Raw genomic sequence first — 17327 nt, 5'->3', positions numbered from 1 at the left:
CTCCTAGCGGGAGGTCGTGCGCCCGCGGAACACGTCCACGAGGCTGCGCACGTCGAGCGAGCCGTCGAGCATGCGGGCGATCACGACGCCGAGGGCCATGAACACGGCGGTGAGGACGAAGCCCCAGAAGCCGAAGAGCAGGGCCGCGAAGGCGAGGATGGCGCCGACCGCGACACCGAGCACGGTGCTGCGGTTCGCCGGCGCGGGGGTCGGGATTCGGGGGTCGGTCATCGGACGCGGCTCTCGGCATCGGTGTCGCTCGAGTCGTCACCGGGGATGTGCACGTCGACGATCGCGACGTTGATCTCGGCCACGCTCATGCCGACGAGGTCGGTGATGGCGTCGGAGACGGACTCGCGGACGGCGTCGGCGACCGACTGCATGGGGACGGGGTACTCGACGACGAGGGTGACGTCGACCGCGACCTGGGTCTCGCCGACCTCGACGCGGACGCCCTGCGACAGGTCGTTGCCGCCGACGGCCGAGCGGATCGCGCCGAAAGCGCGGGCGGCGTTGTTGCCGAGGGCGAAGACTCCGGGGACCTCGCGGGCCGCGATGCCGGCGACCTTCGCGATGACCGCGTCGTCGATGACGGTCTTGCCCTGGGCGACGCCCGAGGCGGTGCTGCTGCCCAGGCTGGTCACGGTCTCGACGGACGACTTGTCGACGCGGGGCGTGGTGGCGGGGGTGCGGGTGGTGTCGCTCATGGTGACTCCTGTACGTCAGTGCCGGCCGCCTGTCGTGCAGCGTGCCGGATGCGGAAGCCCGGCGGATCGACCGGCGGGCTGTGCTTTCATGAGTGAGACGGAACCCGGAGGGTGATCGTCACGGTGCGGATCGGGAATTATCCTGAGCGTTGCCTGATAGTGCTGGATGCTCGAGTGGAGAGGTGCGCCGTGCGCGGTCTGGAGTCGGCGAGCGATGCGCTCCTCGCCGAGCGCTCGGCCGAGGGCGATGTGCGCGCCTTCGAGGTGCTCGTCAAGCGGCACCAGTCGATCCTGCGCGCCTACGCCTGGCGACTGACCGGCTCGCAGGCCGACGCCTCGGACGCGGTGCAGAACGCGCTGATCACGGTCTGGGCTCAGCTCCCGCAGCTCAAGGAGCCCGCGAGCGTGCGGAGCTGGATGATGCGGATCGTCAGCCGGGCGAGCGTCGACCTGCTGCGGCAGCGCCGCCCCACCGACGACGTCGACGCGGTCGAGCATCCGCCCGCCCGCGAGCCGGGCCCGTTCGAGTCGGCGGAGCAGAGCGACGCGATGAAGGCGCTCGCGCACGCGCTCGCAGAACTGCCCGAGTCTCAGCGGCAGTGCTGGCTGCTCCGCGAGGTCGGCGGCGAGTCGTACGGTGAGATCGCCGAGCACCTGGGGATCACGGCGACCGCGGTGCGCGGGAAGCTCGCCCGGGCGAGGGAGTCGCTGGTCGTTGCGATGGAGGACTGGCGATGAAGGAGCAGGCGCGATGAACGCGGACGAGACGCCGGACGTCCCGGGGGCCGACGTGGCCGGCGCCGGTGCGCCCGCCACCGAGGAGCGCGGGATGGCCGAGCTCAGCGACTACCTCGACCGCGGCCGGATCCCCTACGACCCGGTGATCGAGGAGTCGCCCGAGTACCGGCGCACGCTGCGAGCGCTCGAGCGCGTCCGCGCCCTCTCCGGAGCGCTGATCGACGACGACGCCGAGCGCCTGCCCGCACCCGACGAGAGCTGGTTCGGCTCGATCCTGACCCAGGCCCGCCGCGAGGCCAGGGCCGGGCGCGACATCCCGCTCGCCAGCGTCGAGCCCGAGGTCGCCCTGACCATCACCGAGGGCGCCGTCCGCGGCCTCGTGCGCGAGGCGGGCGACAGCGTTCCCGGCGTCCTGGTCGGACGGTGCCGCCTGATCGGCGACATCGACGAGCCGGGGGCCGACGTCGTGGTCGACGTGACGATCTCGGTCTTCTGGGGCGTCCCGATCGCGGACGCGGCCCAGCAGGTGCGCGAGCGCATCCACTCCCGGCTGCTCACCCAGACCGAGCTGCGGGTCGTGACCATCGACGTGCGCGTCGAGGACGTCTACCTGCCCGGGACGGAGGAGTCGTGAGCGAGCTGACCCCGCGCGAGCCCAGCGCCTCCGCGACCGTGGCGGCCCTGCTGCGCTCCGTCGACGGAGTGGTGATGCTGGTCCCCGCGCGACCCGAGGTGCGCGACGTGATCGCGCACGCCGCGACCGCATTCGTTCCGTCATCGGTGCCGCTGGCCTCGGGCCCGCTCGGCGCGGCCACGGGCGGCACTTTCGCCGAGCCGGTCCTGATCCGGATCAGCGGCGACGAGGTGTCGGTGGCGGTCGACGTCTGCGCGAGCGCTGAGGCGTCGGCGCCGGACGTCGCCCGGTCGGTCGGAGCTGTCGTCCGCGAGTGGTGCTCGCTCGAGCACCCGCAGCGTCGCGCCCGCGTCACGGTGCGGATCGCCGCGGTCGACTAGAGCGGACCCGCCGGCCGGTCAGCGCTCGGCGAGGAACGCCTCCGTCTCGACCGCGGTCGGCGCCGACACGGCTGCCCCCGCCCGGGTGACCGAGATCGCTGCGGCGGCGGTCGCCCAGCGCACCAGCGGCACGAGCGCCGACGGGTCGTCGAGGTCGGCGCCGGTGGCGGCGAGGCGGGCCGCGAAGGCGCCGCAGAACGTGTCGCCCGCACCCGTCGTGTCGACGACCTCGACCCGGAACGCCGGCGCGACGACGGGCTCGCGGTCGCGCACGGCGATGACGACGCCGTCGGAGCCGAGCGTGACCAGCACGAGCGGCACCAGTGCGGTGAGCGCCGCCGCGAGAGCCGCGTCGTCGGCGGCGTCGATGGCGCGGTCGGCGGCGAGCTCGCGAGCCTCGTGCTCGTTGACGATCAGCACGTCGAGTGCGGCGAGGAGCCCCTCGGGGAGCGGGCCGATCGGGGCGGCGTTGAGGATCGTGCGGGTCGACGACGCGCGGGCGGCGACGGCCGCCTCCTGCACGGTCGCCACGGGAATCTCGAGCTGGAGGAGCAGGGCGGACGCACCGGAGATCAGCGTCCGCTCGCCCTCGGTGAGTCCGACGAGGGCCGCGTTCGCCCCGGAGTCGACCACGATCGCGTTCTCGCCGCGGTCGTCCACGGTGATCTGCGCGGTCCCGGTGCGCTCGTCGATCCGCCGGCGTGCAGCGCGAGCGGCTCGCCGGCGAGAACGGTCGCCAGCTCGTCGCCCCCGGCGTCGCGGCCGAGGCTCGTCACGAAGGCGGTGCCGGGGGCGGTGCGGGCCGCGGCGACGGCCTGGTTCAGCCCCTTGCCGCCCGGGTACGTGCGGTAGTCGAGGGCGAGCACCGTCTCACCCGGGGCGGGGATGCGTGCGACGCGGTGCACGTGGTCGAGGTTGGCGCTTCCGAGGACGACGAGGCTCATGACCTCGACGTTAGGCCACGCGCAAGGGGGCTCCGCGCTCCGGTGCGCGCACCTACGGTGGAGGCATGGACACTCGAACCCTCGGACGCACTGGTGCGCCCGTCTCCGTCGTCGGCCTCGGAACCTGGCAGCTCGGTGCCGACTGGGGGGACGTCGCCGAGAGCGACGCCCTCGCCATCCTCGACGCCGCGGTGGAGTCGGGGGTCACGCTCTTCGACACCGCCGACGTCTACGGCGACGGCCGCAGTGAGCGCACGATCGGCGCGTACCGTGCCGCGCACCCCGACGCGGAGGTGTTCGTCGCGACCAAGATGGGCCGCCGCGTCGACCAGATCCCCTCGAACTACGTGCTCGAGAACTTCCGCGCCTGGACGGACCGCTCGCGGAAGAACCTCGGCGTCGACACCCTCGACCTCGTGCAGCTGCACTGCCCGCCGACGTCCGTCTACTCCGACGACGCCGTCTTCGACGCGCTCGACACTCTCGTCTCCGACGGAGCGATCGCGAACTACGGCGTCTCGGTCGAGCGCACGGACGAGGCGCTCACCGCGATCGCCCGGCCGAACGTCGCGAGCGTGCAGATCATCCTCAACGCATTCCGCCTGAAGCCGCTCGACGAGGTGCTGCCGGCCGCTCGGGAGGCGGGCGTCGGGATCCTCGCGCGCGTCCCGCTCGCCTCGGGTCTGCTCAGCGGTCGCTACACGACCGAGACGACGTTCGCGGCGGACGACCACCGCAACTACAACCGCGACGGCTCCGCGTTCGACGTGGGCGAGACGTTCTCGGGCGTCGACTTCGCGACCGGAGTCGCGGCCGCGCAGGAGTTCTCGGCTCTCGCCGACAGCCAGGGCCTCGCGCCGGCCGCCGCCGCCCTCGCCTGGATCATCCAGCAGGACGGCGTCACCGCGGTCATCCCCGGCGCCCGCTCCGTCGAGCAGGCCCGCGCCAACGCGGCCGCCGCCTCCGCCGCCCCCCTCGGCCCGCGCTTCATGGAGTCGGTGAACGCCCTCTACGACACCCACTTCCGCCCCACCGTGCACCCCCGCTGGTAGCAGCCCCAGGAGGCGACACGACCTGCGGGTCGGCGGGCTGTCGGAGTCCTTTCTCGGCGGCATGACGCGCGCGGACCCGAGACGGGGAGGGAGAAGTCGGCGCCTGTCGCCGTCCATGCTGGTCGAGTAGCCCCGCAGGGGCGTATCGAGACTCACCAGCTCCAGCCGAACGGTTCTCTGCCCCGGCCTTCTGACGCCGGTGGATCTCGATGCGCCCGCTGCGCGGGCTACTCGATCAGCGAGGACGGGGCTCAGGCGTGAGGTGCTGTCTCCTGAAAGGACTCGCCACTCCAGCGGATCGGGACGTCGCCCCGGCCCTCTGACGTCGGTGGATCTCGATACGCCCGCTGCGCGGGCTACTCGATCCGCGAGGGACGGCCATCCGCAGGAAGGCGCGTCTCGCAGGAGGCGCGCCCTCCCTCCGCTGATCGAGTCTCCTCGCCGGCTCAGGGCCGAGCTACGAGCCCAGGGCGCCGTCGACGATGGTGCGGGCCTCGGCCTGCACCTCGTGCAGGTGGTCGAGGCCGCGGAAGCTCTCGGCGTAGATCTTGTAGACGTCCTCGGTGCCAGAGGGGCGCGCGGCGAACCACGCGTTCTCGGTGACGACCTTGACGCCTCCGACGCCGGCGTCGTTGCCCGGCGCCTTCGAGAGCTTCGCGACGATCTCCTCGCCGGCGAGGGTGGTCGCCGTGATCGCGTCGCCGTCGAGCTTGCCGAGGGCCGCCTTCTGCGCCTTGGTGGCGACGGCGTCGACGCGCTCGTAGACCGGGTCGCCGAACTGCTCGGTGAGCTCGCGGTAGAGCGCCGACGGGCTCTTGCCCGTCACGGCCACGATCTCGGACGCGAGCAGCGCCAGCAGGATGCCGTCCTTGTCGGTGGTCCACACGGTGCCGTCGAAGCGCAGGAACGACGCGCCCGCCGACTCCTCGCCGCCGAAGCCGACCGAGCCGTCGACCAGGCCGGGCACGAACCACTTGAAGCCGACCGGCACCTCCCAGAGGCGGCGCCCGAGCGACTCCGCGACCTTGTCGATGATCGACGACGACACGAGCGTCTTGCCGATCGCGGCGTCCTCGCGCCAGCCGGAGCGGTGGCGGTAGAGGTAGTCGATCGCGACGGCGAGGTAGTGGTTGGGGTTCATCAGTCCGCCGTCGGGCGTGACGATGCCGTGACGGTCGGCGTCGGCGTCGTTGCCGGTCAGGATGTCGTACTCGCCCGCGCGCGCGACGACCGAGGCCATCGCACTCGGCGAGGACGGGTCCATCCGGATCTTGCCGTCCCAGTCGAGGGTCATGAAGCCCCAGGCGGGGTCGACCTCGCCGTTGACGACGGTCAGGTCGAGCTCGTACATCTCGGCGATCAGCTGCCAGTAGTGCACGGAGGCGCCGCCCAGCGGGTCCGCGCCGATGCGCACTCCCGCCTTCTTGATCGCGTCGATGTCGATGATGTTCTTCAGGTCCGCGACGTAGTGGGTGCGGTAGTCGTAGGTCTCGACGGCGCTCGGCTCGGCCGACTTGACGTCGCGGTTGCCGTCGGCGATCAGCTCGTTGGCGCGGTTCGCGATCCAGGTCGTGGCGTCGGAGTCCGCGGGTCCGCCGTGCGGCGGGTTGTACTTGAAGCCGCCGTCGCGGGGCGGGTTGTGCGAGGGCGTGACGACGATGCCGTCGGCGCGGTCGGTGTGCGAGGGGTCGTTGTTGTAGCGGAGGATCGCGTGGCTGAGCGCCGGGGTCGGCACGAAGTCGTCGAACTCGTCGACGAGCACGCGCACCTGGTTGGCGACGAGCACCTCGAGCGCGGTCGTCAGCGCCGGGCGCGAGAGGCCGTGGGTGTCGGCTCCGATGAAGAGCGGGCCGGTGATGCCCTCGTTCGTGCGGTACTCCACGATCGCCTGCGTCACCGCCGCGATGTGGTCCTCGTTGAAGGCCGTGTCGAACGAGGATCCGCGGTGCCCGGAGGTCCCGAAGACCACCTTCTGCAGCGGGTCGGACACGTCCGGCTTGTTGTCGTAGTAGGCCCTCACGAGGGCTTCGACGTCGATGAGATCGGAGGCCTGTGCCGGCTTCCCTGCGCGATCGGTCATGGGGTCCATAGTGTCAGCCCGGCGGCCGCGCGGGTACCGCCCTGGCTAGGCTGTCCGCCATGCCCGACAGCTCTTCGCATCCCCGCACCTACAGCTATCTCGGGCCCTCCGGCACCTTCACGGAGGCGGCGCTCGCGCAGGTCCCCGAGGCGCGCGGCCACGAGTGGCGCAGCGTCTCGAACGTGGGGGAGGCGCTGGGCGACCTGGTCTCGGGCCGCAGCGTCGGAGCGGTCATCGCGATCGAGAACTCGGTCGAGGGAGGCGTGACCGCCGCGCAGGACGCGCTCGCGAAGATCCCGGGGCTGCGCATCGTCGGCGAGTACCTCGTCCCGGTGTCGTTCATCCTCGTCGGGCGCCCCGGCACCCGGCTCGAGGACGTGCGGGTGGTCGCCGCGCACCCGGTCGCCTACGGGCAGTGCCGGCTCTGGCTCGACCGCGAGATCCCGAGCCACGAGTACCTGCCGGCCTCGAGCAACGTGCAGGCCACGATCGACCTGCTCGACGGGGCGCCCGCGCAGGCCGCGATCGCGCCTCCGGGGATCGTCGCCCACCACGACGTCGAGGTGCTCGCCGAGAGCATCGGCGACAACCCGAACGCGGTCACGCGCTTCGTGCACGTCTCGCGCTCGACCGCGCTCCCCGAGCCCACGGGCGCCGACAAGACGAGCCTCATCGTCGAGCTGCCCTCCGACGAGCCGGGCTCGCTGCTCGACATGCTCGAGCAGTTCGCGACCCGCGGAGTGAATCTGAGCATGATCCAGTCCCGCCCCATCGGGGACGCCCTCGGCCGCTACCGCTTCGTGATCGATCTCGACGGACACGCGCACGACGAGCGGGTCGCCGACGCGCTGCTGGGCCTCCGCCGCTTCAGTCCGCGGGTGATCTTCCTCGGCTCGTATCCCCGTGCGGATCGCCGTCAGGTCTCGTACGTGCGACGCTACGACGACGAGGTGTTCATCGAGGCCCGCGACTGGCTGCGCGGGATCCTGAGCAACGAGCCGGAGGTCGATGATGACGGAGCGCGACGGTAGCGATCGGAAGACGGTGGATCCGCGGTACGACGCGGCGTTCCAGCGCGGCTTCGCGGGCGGCGTCGACCGCGTGCGCGGCGACGAGCGGGCGTTCGCCCGGCCGGGGACGGGGCCGACCCGGACGGCTCAGACCGTCGCTGGGCTGCCTCCGATCGGTGCCGCGGCCCGGACTCGTCGGGAGCTCCGGGCGACGCCGCCCGCTCCGAGCCGGGCGCCGCTGAGGCTGCCCCCGGCCGATGAGCAGCCCGCACTCCCGACCACGCCCGAGGCGCCGTGGGAGTCGTCGGCCGAGGACGAGACCCGACCGGGTCCGCCCGAGGCGTCGCGCCGGACCTCGTTCCTCCGCAACCCCTGGCTCCTGGCGCTGCTGCTCGCGGGGCTCGCCGGCAGCGCACTCGGGCTCTTCGTCCTCTACACGGGCTACTCGTCGCCGCCCGCGTCGTACTACGGCGACTCCGACACCCCGTCGCCGGCGTGGATCCAGCGGCAGATCCTCTACTACGCCTCGATCCCGCTGCTCGGCTGCCTGCCGTTCTCGCTGCTGCTCGCGATCGCGGTCGGAGCCGTCCAGTGGAAGGGCAGGGCGGTGCGGACTCCGGATGCTCAGACCCCGGAAGCGCCGAACAGCAGCCCGAGCAGGTAGGTCACGAGCGCCGCCCCGTAGCCGATCCCGAGCTGGCGCAGCGCACGGGCGAGGGGCGGAGCGCCCGAGAGCAGCCCGACGATCGCGCCCGTCGCCAGCAGGGCGAGGCCGACCAGTACCGAGGCGAGGATCACGGCCGCCAGCCCCGACATCCCCAGCAGGTACGGCAGCACGGGGATGATCGCGCCCGACGCGAAGAAGCAGAAGCTCGAGAGCGCGGCGCCCATGCCGGTGCCGATCGACTCGTGCTCGTCGATCGACGGGTCCGCCCTCGGGCCGCCGATCGTGATCGGGGAGGTGGGTGCAGCCCCTCCGCGCAGGCCCGAGAAGACGGTGGAGGCGCGCGCGTCGGCCTCCTCCTGCGTCATCCCGCGGGCGCGGTAGACCAGGGCGAGCTCGTTGGCGTCGACGTCGAGATCGGGGACGACGCGGTTGGTGTCGAGATCGGGGTGGGACGCCGAGAGCAGCTCGCGCTGCGATCGCACCGAGACGAACTCTCCCGCGCCCATCGAGAGCGCGCCCGCGAGCAGGCCGGCGATGCCGGTGAAGAGCACGACGCTCGTGGCCACGCCGCTCGCTCCGACGCCGAGCACGAGGGCGAGATTCGAGACGAGCCCGTCGTTCGCGCCGAAGACCGCGGCGCGGAACGTGCCCGAGAGCCGGCTGCGTCCGCGCTCGGCGAGCCCGCGGACCACCTCGCCGTGGATCCGCTCGTCGGCCGCCATCGCCTCGGTCGCGTCGTCGTCGTCGGCGTAGGGCGAACGGGCCTCTGCGCGCTGGATCAGCGCCAGCACGAACACCGAGCCGAAGCGCCGGGTGAGGAACCCGAGCAGGCGCGTGCGCACGTCCGGCCGGGGCGAGGGCTCCGCCGCCGGGCCGAGCAGCTCGCGCCAGTGCTCCTCGTGCCGTCCCTCGGCCGCGGCGAGGGCGAGTAGGATCTCGCGCTCCTCGCCGGTGCGGCGCTGCGCGAGGTCGCGGTAGGTCGCGGCCTCCGCGAGCTCGTCGGCGAGGTAGCGCCGCCAGCGCCGGATCTGCGTGGGGGTGGGGTCCTGTGCGGTGCTCGCCATGGGATCTCCTGGGATCGGGCCCGCCGACCCGCGCGAGAGGACCGGTCAGGACGTGCGTCGACTGACCGAAGGTCTCGTTCGCCCGGACCGATCAGGATCCGGGTGGCGCGCCGGGCCCGGTTCGTTCCGGGCCAGCATGTCGACACGCACTCGTCGTCCGCACTGCGGACGGTGGGAACTACTCCCCTTCGCGGCCCCTACGGTAGCCGAGTTCGACGACAGACCCTAGGGCGTGTCGAACAAGATCTCGCGTGCTCCGCTCGGCCTGATCGCACGATCTGCGGCGTCGGAGACCTCGGTCGATGCCCGCATCGACCTTCGGCTTCCTCCTTGCAGCTCGCACGATCAGGCCGTGCTCGCGACGGCGATCTCTTGTTCGACACGCCCTAGTGTCGAGGTGCGATGGCGTCCCGTCGCGAGAGGGAGGCCGCTGATGACCACCGGGAGCGCGGAGTCGCGTCGACGCATCGGCGAGCTCGAGGAGCGCGCCAGGGAGGCGCTCCCGTGGTTCGTCGCCGACTACTACGGCGCCGTGGCGGGGGACCACCGCGAGCGCGACGCCGACCTCGCCGCGTGGGACGCCGTCCGCTTCCGCCCCGCCGCGCTCAGGGGCGCCCTCGACGCGTCGACGGCGACCACGGTCCTCGGCACGAGCGTCGCGACTCCGCTGCTCGTCGCGCCGATGGCGCAGCAGGTGGCGGCCGACCCCCGCGGCGAGATCGCGATGGCGGAGGCGGCGGCCCGCGCCGGCACGCTCCTCGGCGTCTCGACGAACACGGCTCTGCCCTTCGACCGGATCGCGGCCGAGGGCGCGCCCTGGTGGTTCCAGGTGTACCTGCTGTCGGACGCCGACGTGACGCACGCGCTCGTCGAGCGCGCCGCTTCCGCCGGTGCCCGCGCCCTGATGCTGACGGTCGAGATGCCGGTGCTGCGCGGCGATCGCCCCGGGATCGAGCCGCTCGGCTGGCCCGACATCCCCGGCCGCGCGCGGCTCGGCAATCTGACCGAGGCGGAGCGGGAGCGTGTGCTCGCGCAGCCCATTCCCAACCCCGGTCTCGACGACATCGGGAGGCTCGCCACCGTCTCGGGCCTGCCCGTGCTGGTCAAGGGCGTGCTGCGCGGCGAGGACGCCCGGCGCGCGGTCGACGCGGGCGCCTCCGGAGTGGTCGTGTCGACGCACGGCGGGCGGCGGATGGACGGCTCGGTGACCGCGGTCGGCGCGCTCGCCGAGGTGGTGGCCGCGGTCGGCAGCGACGCCGAGGTGTACGTCGACAGCGGCGTCCGCTCGGGTCGGCACGTGCTCGCGGCCCTCGCGCTGGGCGCTCGCGCCGCCTTCGTCGGCCGCCCGCTGCTGTGGGCGCTCGCCGCGGGGGGCGCCGACGAGGTCGCCGCGCTGCTGGCGCTGCTCGGCGACGAGTTCCGGGTGATGCTGAAGCAGTCGGGGGTCGCGTCGCTCGACGATCTCGCGGGTCTGGCCGTCGCGCCCTGACCCGGGCCTCAGGCGCTCTCGGCGACCCGCACGAGCAGCGACGCGGGATCGACCCGGATCCGCACCGCGGAGGCGAGGCCGAACTCGTCGCCGTCGAGCTGGATCTCCTGCGGCTCGTCCACGCGGATCCGGATGTCCTCGCCGCGGAGGTAGGTGACCTGGCGCGCGTCCCGGCCCAGGTCGATGAGCTTCCGCCCCGCGGCGGAGCGGCGCAGGACGCCGTTCTCCCAGGTCAGGGTGTTCCAGACCTTCAGCCAGCCGAACGGCCCCCGAGGACGCAGCGCGACGATGTCGAGCACTCCGTCGTCGGGGGCGGCGTCGGGGATGAGCAGGATCCCGCCGGGCAGCACTCCGCAGTTGCCGACCATGACGGAGTGCACCGAGACCGAGCGCGACGCCGATCCGTCGAGCGAGTAGCGCAGCTTCACCGGTCCGAGCTCGGCCAGGGCCCGCATCCCGCCGTCGACGTAGGCGAGCCAGCCGACGGCCTTCTTCAGCTTCGTGCTCGTCTTCGCGATCATCTTCGCGTCGATGCCGAGCCCCGCCATCACGACGAAGGCGTGCTCCTGCCGGGTCCCGTCGGGCCGGTCGACGTCGACGACTCCGGTGTCGATGCGGCGCTCGCCGCCGCCGAAGGCGATGCGCACCGACTCCTCGACGCCCAGCGGCAGCCCGAGGTTGCGCACGAGCAGATTGCCGGTGCCGAACGGGACGACCGCGAGGGCCGTCCCCGACCCTCGGAGCCCCTCGACCACCGCGCGGACCGTGCCGTCTCCGCCGACCGCGAGCACCACGTCGACGCCGGACGCGGCGGCCGCCCTCGCCTGGGTGCTGCCCGGCTCCGACGGCGTGGTCTCGAACCAGACCGTCGGCTCCCAGCCGTGCGCCTGCTCGGCGGCGGTCACGAGCTGGCGGAGCCGGGCCTGGTCGCCCTTCGTGGGATTGGCGACGACGGCCGCTCGTCGTGCTGCGGTCGGGATCATGCCGGTCACGCTAGCGGGCGGCACCTGACGCTAGACCGCGGCGGCGACCCTCCGGGGCCGCGACGCGCGTCGGCGCTGGCGCTCGTGCTCGGCGTCGAGCAGCGCGCGCGTGGCGGGCACGGCCAGCAGCTCGATCAGGGTGTCGGTCTCCTCGGCGGCCCGCTCGGTGCGGTGGGCGGCGTCGGTCCGGAGCAGGCGCTTGGCCGCCGCGGCCACGTGCGCCGGGCGCGCGGCGAGGGCGGTGACCCGCTCGCGCATCCGGTCGGCGAGCTCGGCCCGGGGGACCACCTCGGTGACCAGCTGCCACTCCAGGGCCTCGCTCGCGCGGACGGGACGGCCCGAGAGCACGAAGTCGAGCGCCCGTCGCCGCCCGATCGCGCGGGGCAGGGAGTCGGTCACCCCGCAGTCCGGGACCAGGCCGACGTCGCCGTAGGCGCTGACGAACACGGCGGCCGGAGTCGCGACGACGATGTCGGCCGCGAGAGCGAAGGCGATGCCCGCCCCCGCGGTCATGCCGTCGATGGCGCACACGACGACGGCCCCGGTCGTCTCGAGGAGGTGGAACGCCTCCGCCGCCGTCGTGGCGAGGTCGCGCAGGTAGTGGTCGGGGCGCGCGGCGCTCATGATCGCCGAGACGTCGCCGCCGGTGCAGAACGCGCGCCCGGTCGACTCCACGACGATCACCGAGCACGCCGGGTCGGCGTCGAGCTCGAGCACGGCGCGCAGCAGGAGCCGGGCGGTGCCGAGGTCGATCGCGTTCAGCGCGTCGGGCCGGTCGAGCAGGATCCGGCCCACGGAGCCGTCGCGCTCGACGCGGAGGGGGAGGGCCTGGTCGGCCGAGGTGCTCGGGTCAGTCATGGTTCGGGTGCGCCTTCGTCGGGTGGGGCAGGGGGTCGAGAGGTGTTCGCGGCCGTCGCCGCGAACGGATCGGGCGGCACGGCCGATCATCAGGTGCCGCGGGCCGGGCGATGCGCCCGTCTACACTGCTGGGGTGATTGATCCCGTACTTCTGCGCGAGAACCCGGACGTCCTGAAGCGCTCGCAGGAGGCGCGCGGCGACTCCGTCGAGCTGGTCGACGAGGCGCTCGAGGCCGATCGCGTGCGCCGGTCGGCGATCACCGAGGCGGAGCGGCTGCGCGCCGAGCAGAACGCCTTCGGCAAGACCGTGGCGAAGGCTCCGAAGGACGAGAAGGCCGCGCTCGTCGCCGAGGCCCAGCGGCTCGCCGCGGGCGCGAAGGCGGCGCAGACGGAGGCGGCCGAGGCCGACGAGCGCTTCACCTCGCTCGTCAAGCGCCTCGCGAACCCGATCATCGACGGCGTCCCCGCCGGCGGCGAGGAGTCGTTCGACGTGCTCCGGACCGTCGGCGAGCGCCCCGTCTTCGACTTCGCCCCGCGCGACCACCTCGAGATCGGCGAGCTGCTCGACGGCATCGACATGCAGCGCGGCGCCAAGGTCAGCGGCGCGCGCTTCTACTTCCTCAAGGGCCTCGTCGCCCGTCTCGAGATCGCGCTGATGAACCTGGGCCTCGAGCGCGCGCTCGAGGCGGGCTTCACGCCGATGATCACGCCGACGCTGGTGCGCCCCGAGATCATGGACGGCACCGGGTTCCTCGGCGAGCACGACGACGAGGTGTACCGCCTCCGCGACGACGACCTGTACCTCACCGGCACCAGCGAGGTGGCGCTCGCCGGCTACCACAGCGACGAGATCCTCGACCTCTCCGGCGGCGCCAAGCGCTACGCCGGCTGGAGCACCTGCTACCGCCGCGAGGCGGGCTCGGGCGGTCGGGACACCCGCGGCATCATCCGGGTGCACCAGTTCTCGAAGCTCGAGATGTTCGTCTACGCGCTCCCCGAGGACGCGGAGGCCGAGCACGAGCGCCTCGTCGCGCACCAGGAGGCGATGCTGCAGAGCCTCGGCCTGCACTACCGCGTCATCGACGTGGCCGCCGGCGACCTCGGCCAGAGCGCCGCGCGCAAGTTCGACGTCGAGGCCTGGGTGCCCACGCAGGACGCCTACCGCGAGCTCACCTCGACCTCGAACTGCACCACCTTCCAGGCCCGCCGCCTCGACACCCGCTACCGCACGGAGTCGGGGAAGACGGCGCCCGTCGCCACGCTGAACGGCACGCTCGCGACCACCCGCTGGATCGTCGCCCTGCTCGAGACGCACCAGCGCGCCGACGGCTCGGTGCTGGTGCCCGAGGCTCTCCGCCCGCACCTCGGCGGCCTCGAGGTCCTCGAGCCGGTCCGCCCCGTATGAGCGCCTCCTCCGGCCGCCGCCTGATCGCCCTCGACATCGACGGCACCGTCATGCACGAGGACGGCACCATCACCGACGCCGTGAGCGGTGCCATCGCCGACGCGGTCGCCCGGCACGACGAGGTCATGCTCGCGACCGGTCGCTCGCCCGCGTCGACCCTGCCGGTCGTCGCGCGGCTCGGCATCGCGCCCGAGTACGTCGTCTGCTGCAACGGCGCGGTCACGCTCCGGCGCGACGCGTCGGGCGAGTACCAGCCCGACGTGGTCGAGACCTTCGATCCCACCGGCGTGCTCGAGAACATCCGCCGCTTCCTGCCCGACGCGCACTACGCCGTCGAGGACGCCGAGGGTGCCTTCTTCTACACCGAGGCCTTCCCCGGAGGAGCGGTGATGGGCGTCGAGACGACGCACGTGCCGTTCGAGGAGCTGCTCGGCCGGCTCTGCACCCGCGTGGTCGTCATCTCTCCCGGCACCGACATCGACGAGTTCTCGGATCTGGTCGAGCAGATGGGCCTGCACCAGGTCAGCTACGCGATCGGCTGGACTGCGTGGCTCGACATCGCCCCGCACGGAGTGAACAAGTCGACCGCGCTCGAGCTGGTGCGCCAGGAGCTCGGCATCGACCGCGCCGACGTGGTCGCTCTCGGCGACGGCCGCAACGACATCGAGATGCTGGCCTGGGCCGCAGAGGAGGGGTCGGGCCTCGCGATGGGCCAGGCTCCGGACGAGGTCCGCGCCGTCGCCTCCGCCGTCGTGCCGACCGTGCACGAGGACGGCGTCGCGGCGGCGCTGGGCGCGCTGCGCTGAGGAATCTCTCCTGGAGCTGACCGGGGGACCGGCGTATCCTGTATTACGTCCACCACGTATTACGGAGGCGCGCGTGAAGCTCAACAGCAAGGGGCAGGTCACCATCCCGGCGGATCTGCGCCACGCCTACGGATTCGTCGAGGGCGACGAGGTGGACGTCGTCGCCGACGGGGCGACGCTGCGGATCGTGCACAGCACCGAGGGCGGACGCGGAGCCCGTGTCGTCGAGCGTCTGCGCGGGCGAGCAGGCACTGCGCGATCCACCGATGAGCTGATGGCACTTCTGCGCGGTGAATGACGCGACCCTCGTCGACTCGAACGTGCTCCTCGACGTTCTGACGGACGATCCCACCTGGTCCGACTGGTCGGCCGCCGCTCTCGAGGAGGCTCTCGACCGCGGACCCGTCGTGATCAACCCGATCGTCTACTCCGAGGTGTCGGTCGGCTTCGATCGGATCGAGGAGCTGGAGGAGGCTCTGCCGCCGACGCACTTCCTCCGCGAGGCCCTGCCGTGGGCGGCGGGCTTCGTCGCAGGCAAGGCCTTTCTCTCCTACCGTCGGCGCGGCGGCACGAAGACCGCCCCGCTGCCCGACTTCTTCATCGGCGCACACGCGGCAGTGTCGGGTCACCGACTCCTGACCCGCGACCGCGGACGGTACGGCACATACTTCCCCGGAGTGACGGTGGTGTCGCCAGACGCCCGCTGACCGGCTGTTCTTCGCCAGGGGATCGGCCGTCCGTTACCATCGACTGTCGCTGCCCTCGGGGAGCGGCGAGGAGGGCTGTCCGAGCGGCCGATGGAGCCAGTCTTGAAAACTGGTGGGCAGAGATGTCTCTAGGGTTCGAATCCCTAGCCCTCCGCCAGGTAAACACTGGGATCCGCTGGGGTCTGGTGGCCTGCCGACCAGGACGGCCCGGAGGCGATCCCCTCCAAAACCCCGCGACCCGGACCACTACGCTCGATACATGGGTGAAGTGCAGGACGCGCTAGAGGCGCATCTCAAGCCGTTGCCGGGTCCGTTCTTATTTGTTGGAGCTGGTCTCACGCGGCGATTCGCGGGGCTGCCTAACTGGGAAGGGCTCTTGCGGGAGTTCGCCAAGCACACTCCGAAGTCCTACGAGTACTACTTTGGCCTCGCCGACGGCGACCTGCCAAAGACGGCATCGTTCATCGCGGCCGACTTCTACGAGGTCTGGTGGAAGTCCGCAACCTTCAAGGAGTCGAAGGAGAAGAACGAGTCCTCAATCACTGAAGGCTCCTCGGCGCTGAAGATCGAGATTTCACAGTTCGTGGCGGAGCAGCTTGCTTCCAGCTCGGTGCCCTCAGATTTGCTGGATGAGTGGAATCTGCTGCGTGCAGCAACAATCGACGGAGCTATCACCACTAATTATGATGGCCTGCTATCGCTAGCCTTCCCCGACTTCGAGGTGTTCGTCGGGCAGGATGAACTGCTTTTCTCTGATACTCAAGGAATCGCCGAGATCTACCATATTCACGGTGCCGCGACTGACCCGGGTTCTCTAGTTCTCACTGACGCCGACTACTTGGACTATGCCAAGCACAATCCCTATCTGGCCGCGAAGCTCCTGACGATTTTCGTCGAGCACCCGGTCATATTCTTGGGGTACAGCTTGGGCGACAAAAACATTCAAGCCATACTACAGAGCATTGTCTTCGCGCTGAGAGCAAAGAATGTCAGTAAGCTGCAGGACAGGCTCATCTTCGTTGAGTGGCAAAGTGCGGTTGCGCCGTCGATTTCCGAGAGCGTCATCCTCGTGGAGGGCGTGTCGATTCCTATCACTCGCGTGATAGTGCCCGACTTTCTTGAGGTCTTTGGCGCGCTGGGTGCGCGGCCCAGAGCGATCCCAGGCAAGATGGTGCGCTTGCTCAAGGAGCAAATTTATGAGTTGATTCTCACGAACGACCCGCAAGGTCGCCTTGTCGCTTACTCTGACGTGGACTCCGCCTCGGCGGAGAATATGTCGGTAGTGTTTGGAGTTGGGGCGAAAGCGGCCCTCATGGGCATCGTTGGACTCAACCGTGCCGCAATCTTCGCAGACGTACTAAGCGTCTCCGGAACCGCTTATCCTGCCAAAGAGGTGCTGGACATGCACATCGGTCAGGTGCGAATCACGGACTGGTATCCCGTATTCCGATATCTTGCTGCCGCGGGGCACCTAACGACTTCGGGGCACATTCGGGATGAATCGGTACTGCCGCCCAAGGTAGTGGGTCACGCCAAGCGAACGATTTCGAAGGTCACCATGAAGGTTAGGTATCGCCGGAGGGTTCCCATGGCGAAACTCCTCGATCAGCATGACTGGAAGTGGATCCTCACGAGAATCTTAGAGTTGCCAAGTTATACAAATGACGTCGAAGGGCTGAGAGAGTTCCTGGTCCAGCACGCGGATAAAGAGTCGTCATCGCGGTGGGGCACCGACTACGCGAAAGGTGTCGTCGTCTACGATCTCTTGAAATTTGGACCCAATTCAGCTTAGAACTGAATGTA

20 protein-coding genes and 1 tRNA gene are annotated in these 17327 nt (G+C 71.1%); 13 read left to right on the top strand and 8 right to left on the bottom strand.

Annotated elements, in window-relative coordinates:
- Positions 1 to 3 precede the first annotated feature (3 nt).
- Both GRS92_RS01245 and GRS92_RS01240 read right to left on the bottom strand, forming a co-directional pair.
- Entirely contained in the window at positions 4 to 231 is a 228-nt protein-coding gene (locus GRS92_RS01245; protein WP_159852540.1) for a DUF2273 domain-containing protein, read from the bottom strand.
- A complete protein-coding gene (locus tag GRS92_RS01240; protein ID WP_159852539.1) occupies positions 228 to 707 on the bottom strand; it encodes an Asp23/Gls24 family envelope stress response protein in 480 nt (159 codons plus the stop codon). The genes GRS92_RS01245 and GRS92_RS01240 overlap by 4 nt, the downstream gene beginning before the upstream one ends.
- Positions 708 to 896: 189 nt before the next feature.
- On the opposite strand from GRS92_RS01240, the gene GRS92_RS01235 reads away from it, so the two are divergent.
- The 3 genes from GRS92_RS01235 to GRS92_RS01225 are packed head-to-tail and all read left to right on the top strand — an operon-like array spanning position 897 to position 2459.
- A complete protein-coding gene (locus GRS92_RS01235; RefSeq protein ID WP_159852538.1) occupies positions 897 to 1445 on the top strand; it encodes an RNA polymerase sigma factor in 549 nt (182 codons plus the stop codon).
- Between the two features lie 13 nt (positions 1446 to 1458).
- A complete protein-coding gene (locus GRS92_RS01230; protein ID WP_235021747.1) occupies positions 1459 to 2079 on the top strand; it encodes an Asp23/Gls24 family envelope stress response protein in 621 nt (206 codons plus the stop codon).
- Positions 2076 to 2459, top strand: coding sequence for a hypothetical protein (locus GRS92_RS01225; protein WP_159852537.1), 384 nt, complete (start codon positions 2076 to 2078; stop codon positions 2457 to 2459). The genes GRS92_RS01230 and GRS92_RS01225 overlap by 4 nt, the downstream gene beginning before the upstream one ends.
- An 18-nt stretch (positions 2460 to 2477) precedes the next feature.
- On the opposite strand, the gene GRS92_RS01220 is transcribed toward GRS92_RS01225, so the two are convergent.
- Together GRS92_RS01220 and GRS92_RS19095 are read right to left on the bottom strand one after the other, a co-directional pair.
- Positions 2478 to 3119, bottom strand: a complete 642-nt coding sequence (locus GRS92_RS01220; protein ID WP_268817129.1) for a PfkB family carbohydrate kinase — start codon at positions 3117 to 3119, stop codon at positions 2478 to 2480.
- Complete coding sequence (locus GRS92_RS19095; RefSeq protein WP_268817128.1) at positions 3032 to 3403, bottom strand: PfkB family carbohydrate kinase; 372 nt, start codon at positions 3401 to 3403, stop codon at positions 3032 to 3034. The genes GRS92_RS01220 and GRS92_RS19095 overlap by 88 nt, the downstream gene beginning before the upstream one ends.
- 65 nt (positions 3404 to 3468) lie before the next feature.
- On the opposite strand from GRS92_RS19095, the gene GRS92_RS01215 reads away from it, so the two are divergent.
- A complete protein-coding gene (locus GRS92_RS01215; RefSeq protein ID WP_159852536.1) occupies positions 3469 to 4455 on the top strand; it encodes an aldo/keto reductase in 987 nt (328 codons plus the stop codon).
- Between the two features lie 457 nt (positions 4456 to 4912).
- Here the strand turns inward: GRS92_RS01215 and pgm are convergent, their stop codons facing one another.
- A complete protein-coding gene (pgm, locus tag GRS92_RS01210; RefSeq protein WP_159852535.1) occupies positions 4913 to 6535 on the bottom strand; it encodes a phosphoglucomutase (alpha-D-glucose-1,6-bisphosphate-dependent) in 1623 nt (540 codons plus the stop codon).
- 59 nt (positions 6536 to 6594) lie between these two features.
- On the opposite strand from pgm, the gene pheA reads away from it, so the two are divergent.
- Together pheA and GRS92_RS01200 are read left to right on the top strand one after the other, a co-directional pair.
- Positions 6595 to 7566, top strand: coding sequence for a prephenate dehydratase (pheA, locus tag GRS92_RS01205; RefSeq protein ID WP_159852534.1), 972 nt, complete (start codon positions 6595 to 6597; stop codon positions 7564 to 7566).
- Between the two features lie 13 nt (positions 7567 to 7579).
- A complete protein-coding gene (locus GRS92_RS01200) occupies positions 7580 to 8209 on the top strand; it encodes a hypothetical protein (protein ID WP_159852533.1) in 630 nt (209 codons plus the stop codon).
- Here the strand turns inward: GRS92_RS01200 and GRS92_RS01195 are convergent.
- The gene (locus GRS92_RS01195) at positions 8170 to 9276 is read right to left on the bottom strand and encodes a VIT1/CCC1 transporter family protein (RefSeq protein ID WP_159852532.1); all 1107 of its coding nucleotides are present in this window, start codon (positions 9274 to 9276) and stop codon (positions 8170 to 8172) included. The two genes, GRS92_RS01200 and GRS92_RS01195, sit on opposite strands and share 40 nt — an antisense overlap.
- 433 nt (positions 9277 to 9709) lie before the next feature.
- On the opposite strand from GRS92_RS01195, the gene GRS92_RS01190 reads away from it, so the two are divergent.
- The gene (locus GRS92_RS01190) at positions 9710 to 10765 is read left to right on the top strand and encodes an alpha-hydroxy-acid oxidizing protein (protein ID WP_159852530.1); all 1056 of its coding nucleotides are present in this window, start codon (positions 9710 to 9712) and stop codon (positions 10763 to 10765) included.
- A gap of 8 nt (positions 10766 to 10773) precedes the next feature.
- Here the strand turns inward: GRS92_RS01190 and GRS92_RS01185 are convergent, their stop codons facing one another.
- Positions 10774 to 11748: a diacylglycerol/lipid kinase family protein gene (locus GRS92_RS01185; protein WP_159852528.1), complete on the bottom strand. Its 975-nt coding sequence runs from the start codon at positions 11746 to 11748 to the stop codon at positions 10774 to 10776.
- Positions 11749 to 11778: 30 nt separating this feature from the next.
- Positions 11779 to 12606, bottom strand: a complete 828-nt coding sequence (locus GRS92_RS01180; RefSeq protein WP_159852526.1) for an enoyl-CoA hydratase/isomerase family protein — start codon at positions 12604 to 12606, stop codon at positions 11779 to 11781.
- Between the two features lie 133 nt (positions 12607 to 12739).
- Here GRS92_RS01180 and serS point away from each other — a divergent pair, with 133 nt between their 5' ends.
- The 6 genes from serS to GRS92_RS01150 all read left to right on the top strand — a co-directional run bounded on the left by serS (position 12740) and on the right by GRS92_RS01150 (position 17316).
- Positions 12740 to 14011, top strand: coding sequence for a serine--tRNA ligase (gene serS, locus GRS92_RS01175; RefSeq protein ID WP_159852524.1), 1272 nt, complete (start codon positions 12740 to 12742; stop codon positions 14009 to 14011).
- Positions 14008 to 14817, top strand: a complete 810-nt coding sequence (locus GRS92_RS01170) for an HAD family hydrolase (protein ID WP_159852522.1) — start codon at positions 14008 to 14010, stop codon at positions 14815 to 14817. Before serS ends, GRS92_RS01170 begins: the two co-directional genes overlap by 4 nt.
- Before the next feature lie 73 nt (positions 14818 to 14890).
- The gene (locus GRS92_RS01165) at positions 14891 to 15115 is read left to right on the top strand and encodes an AbrB/MazE/SpoVT family DNA-binding domain-containing protein (protein ID WP_159852520.1); all 225 of its coding nucleotides are present in this window, start codon (positions 14891 to 14893) and stop codon (positions 15113 to 15115) included.
- On the top strand, positions 15108 to 15524 hold the full coding sequence (locus GRS92_RS01160) for a type II toxin-antitoxin system VapC family toxin (protein WP_159852518.1): 417 nt from the start codon (positions 15108 to 15110) through the stop codon (positions 15522 to 15524). Before GRS92_RS01165 ends, GRS92_RS01160 begins: the two co-directional genes overlap by 8 nt.
- Positions 15525 to 15593: 69 nt before the next feature.
- Positions 15594 to 15681, top strand: a tRNA-Ser gene (locus GRS92_RS01155).
- A 102-nt stretch (positions 15682 to 15783) separates the two neighbouring features.
- Positions 15784 to 17316 (top strand): SIR2 family protein, encoded by a 1533-nt coding sequence (locus tag GRS92_RS01150; RefSeq protein WP_159852516.1) that lies wholly within the window; start codon positions 15784 to 15786, stop codon positions 17314 to 17316.
- The last annotated feature ends 11 nt before the right edge of the window (positions 17317 to 17327 follow it).

The sequence above is a fragment of the Rathayibacter sp. VKM Ac-2754 genome (assembly GCF_009807095.1).
Classification (GTDB): Bacteria; Actinomycetota; Actinomycetes; order Actinomycetales; family Microbacteriaceae; genus Rathayibacter.
Note: the sequence above shows the minus strand (reverse complement) of the source record. Positions and strands in the feature narration are given on the sequence as shown.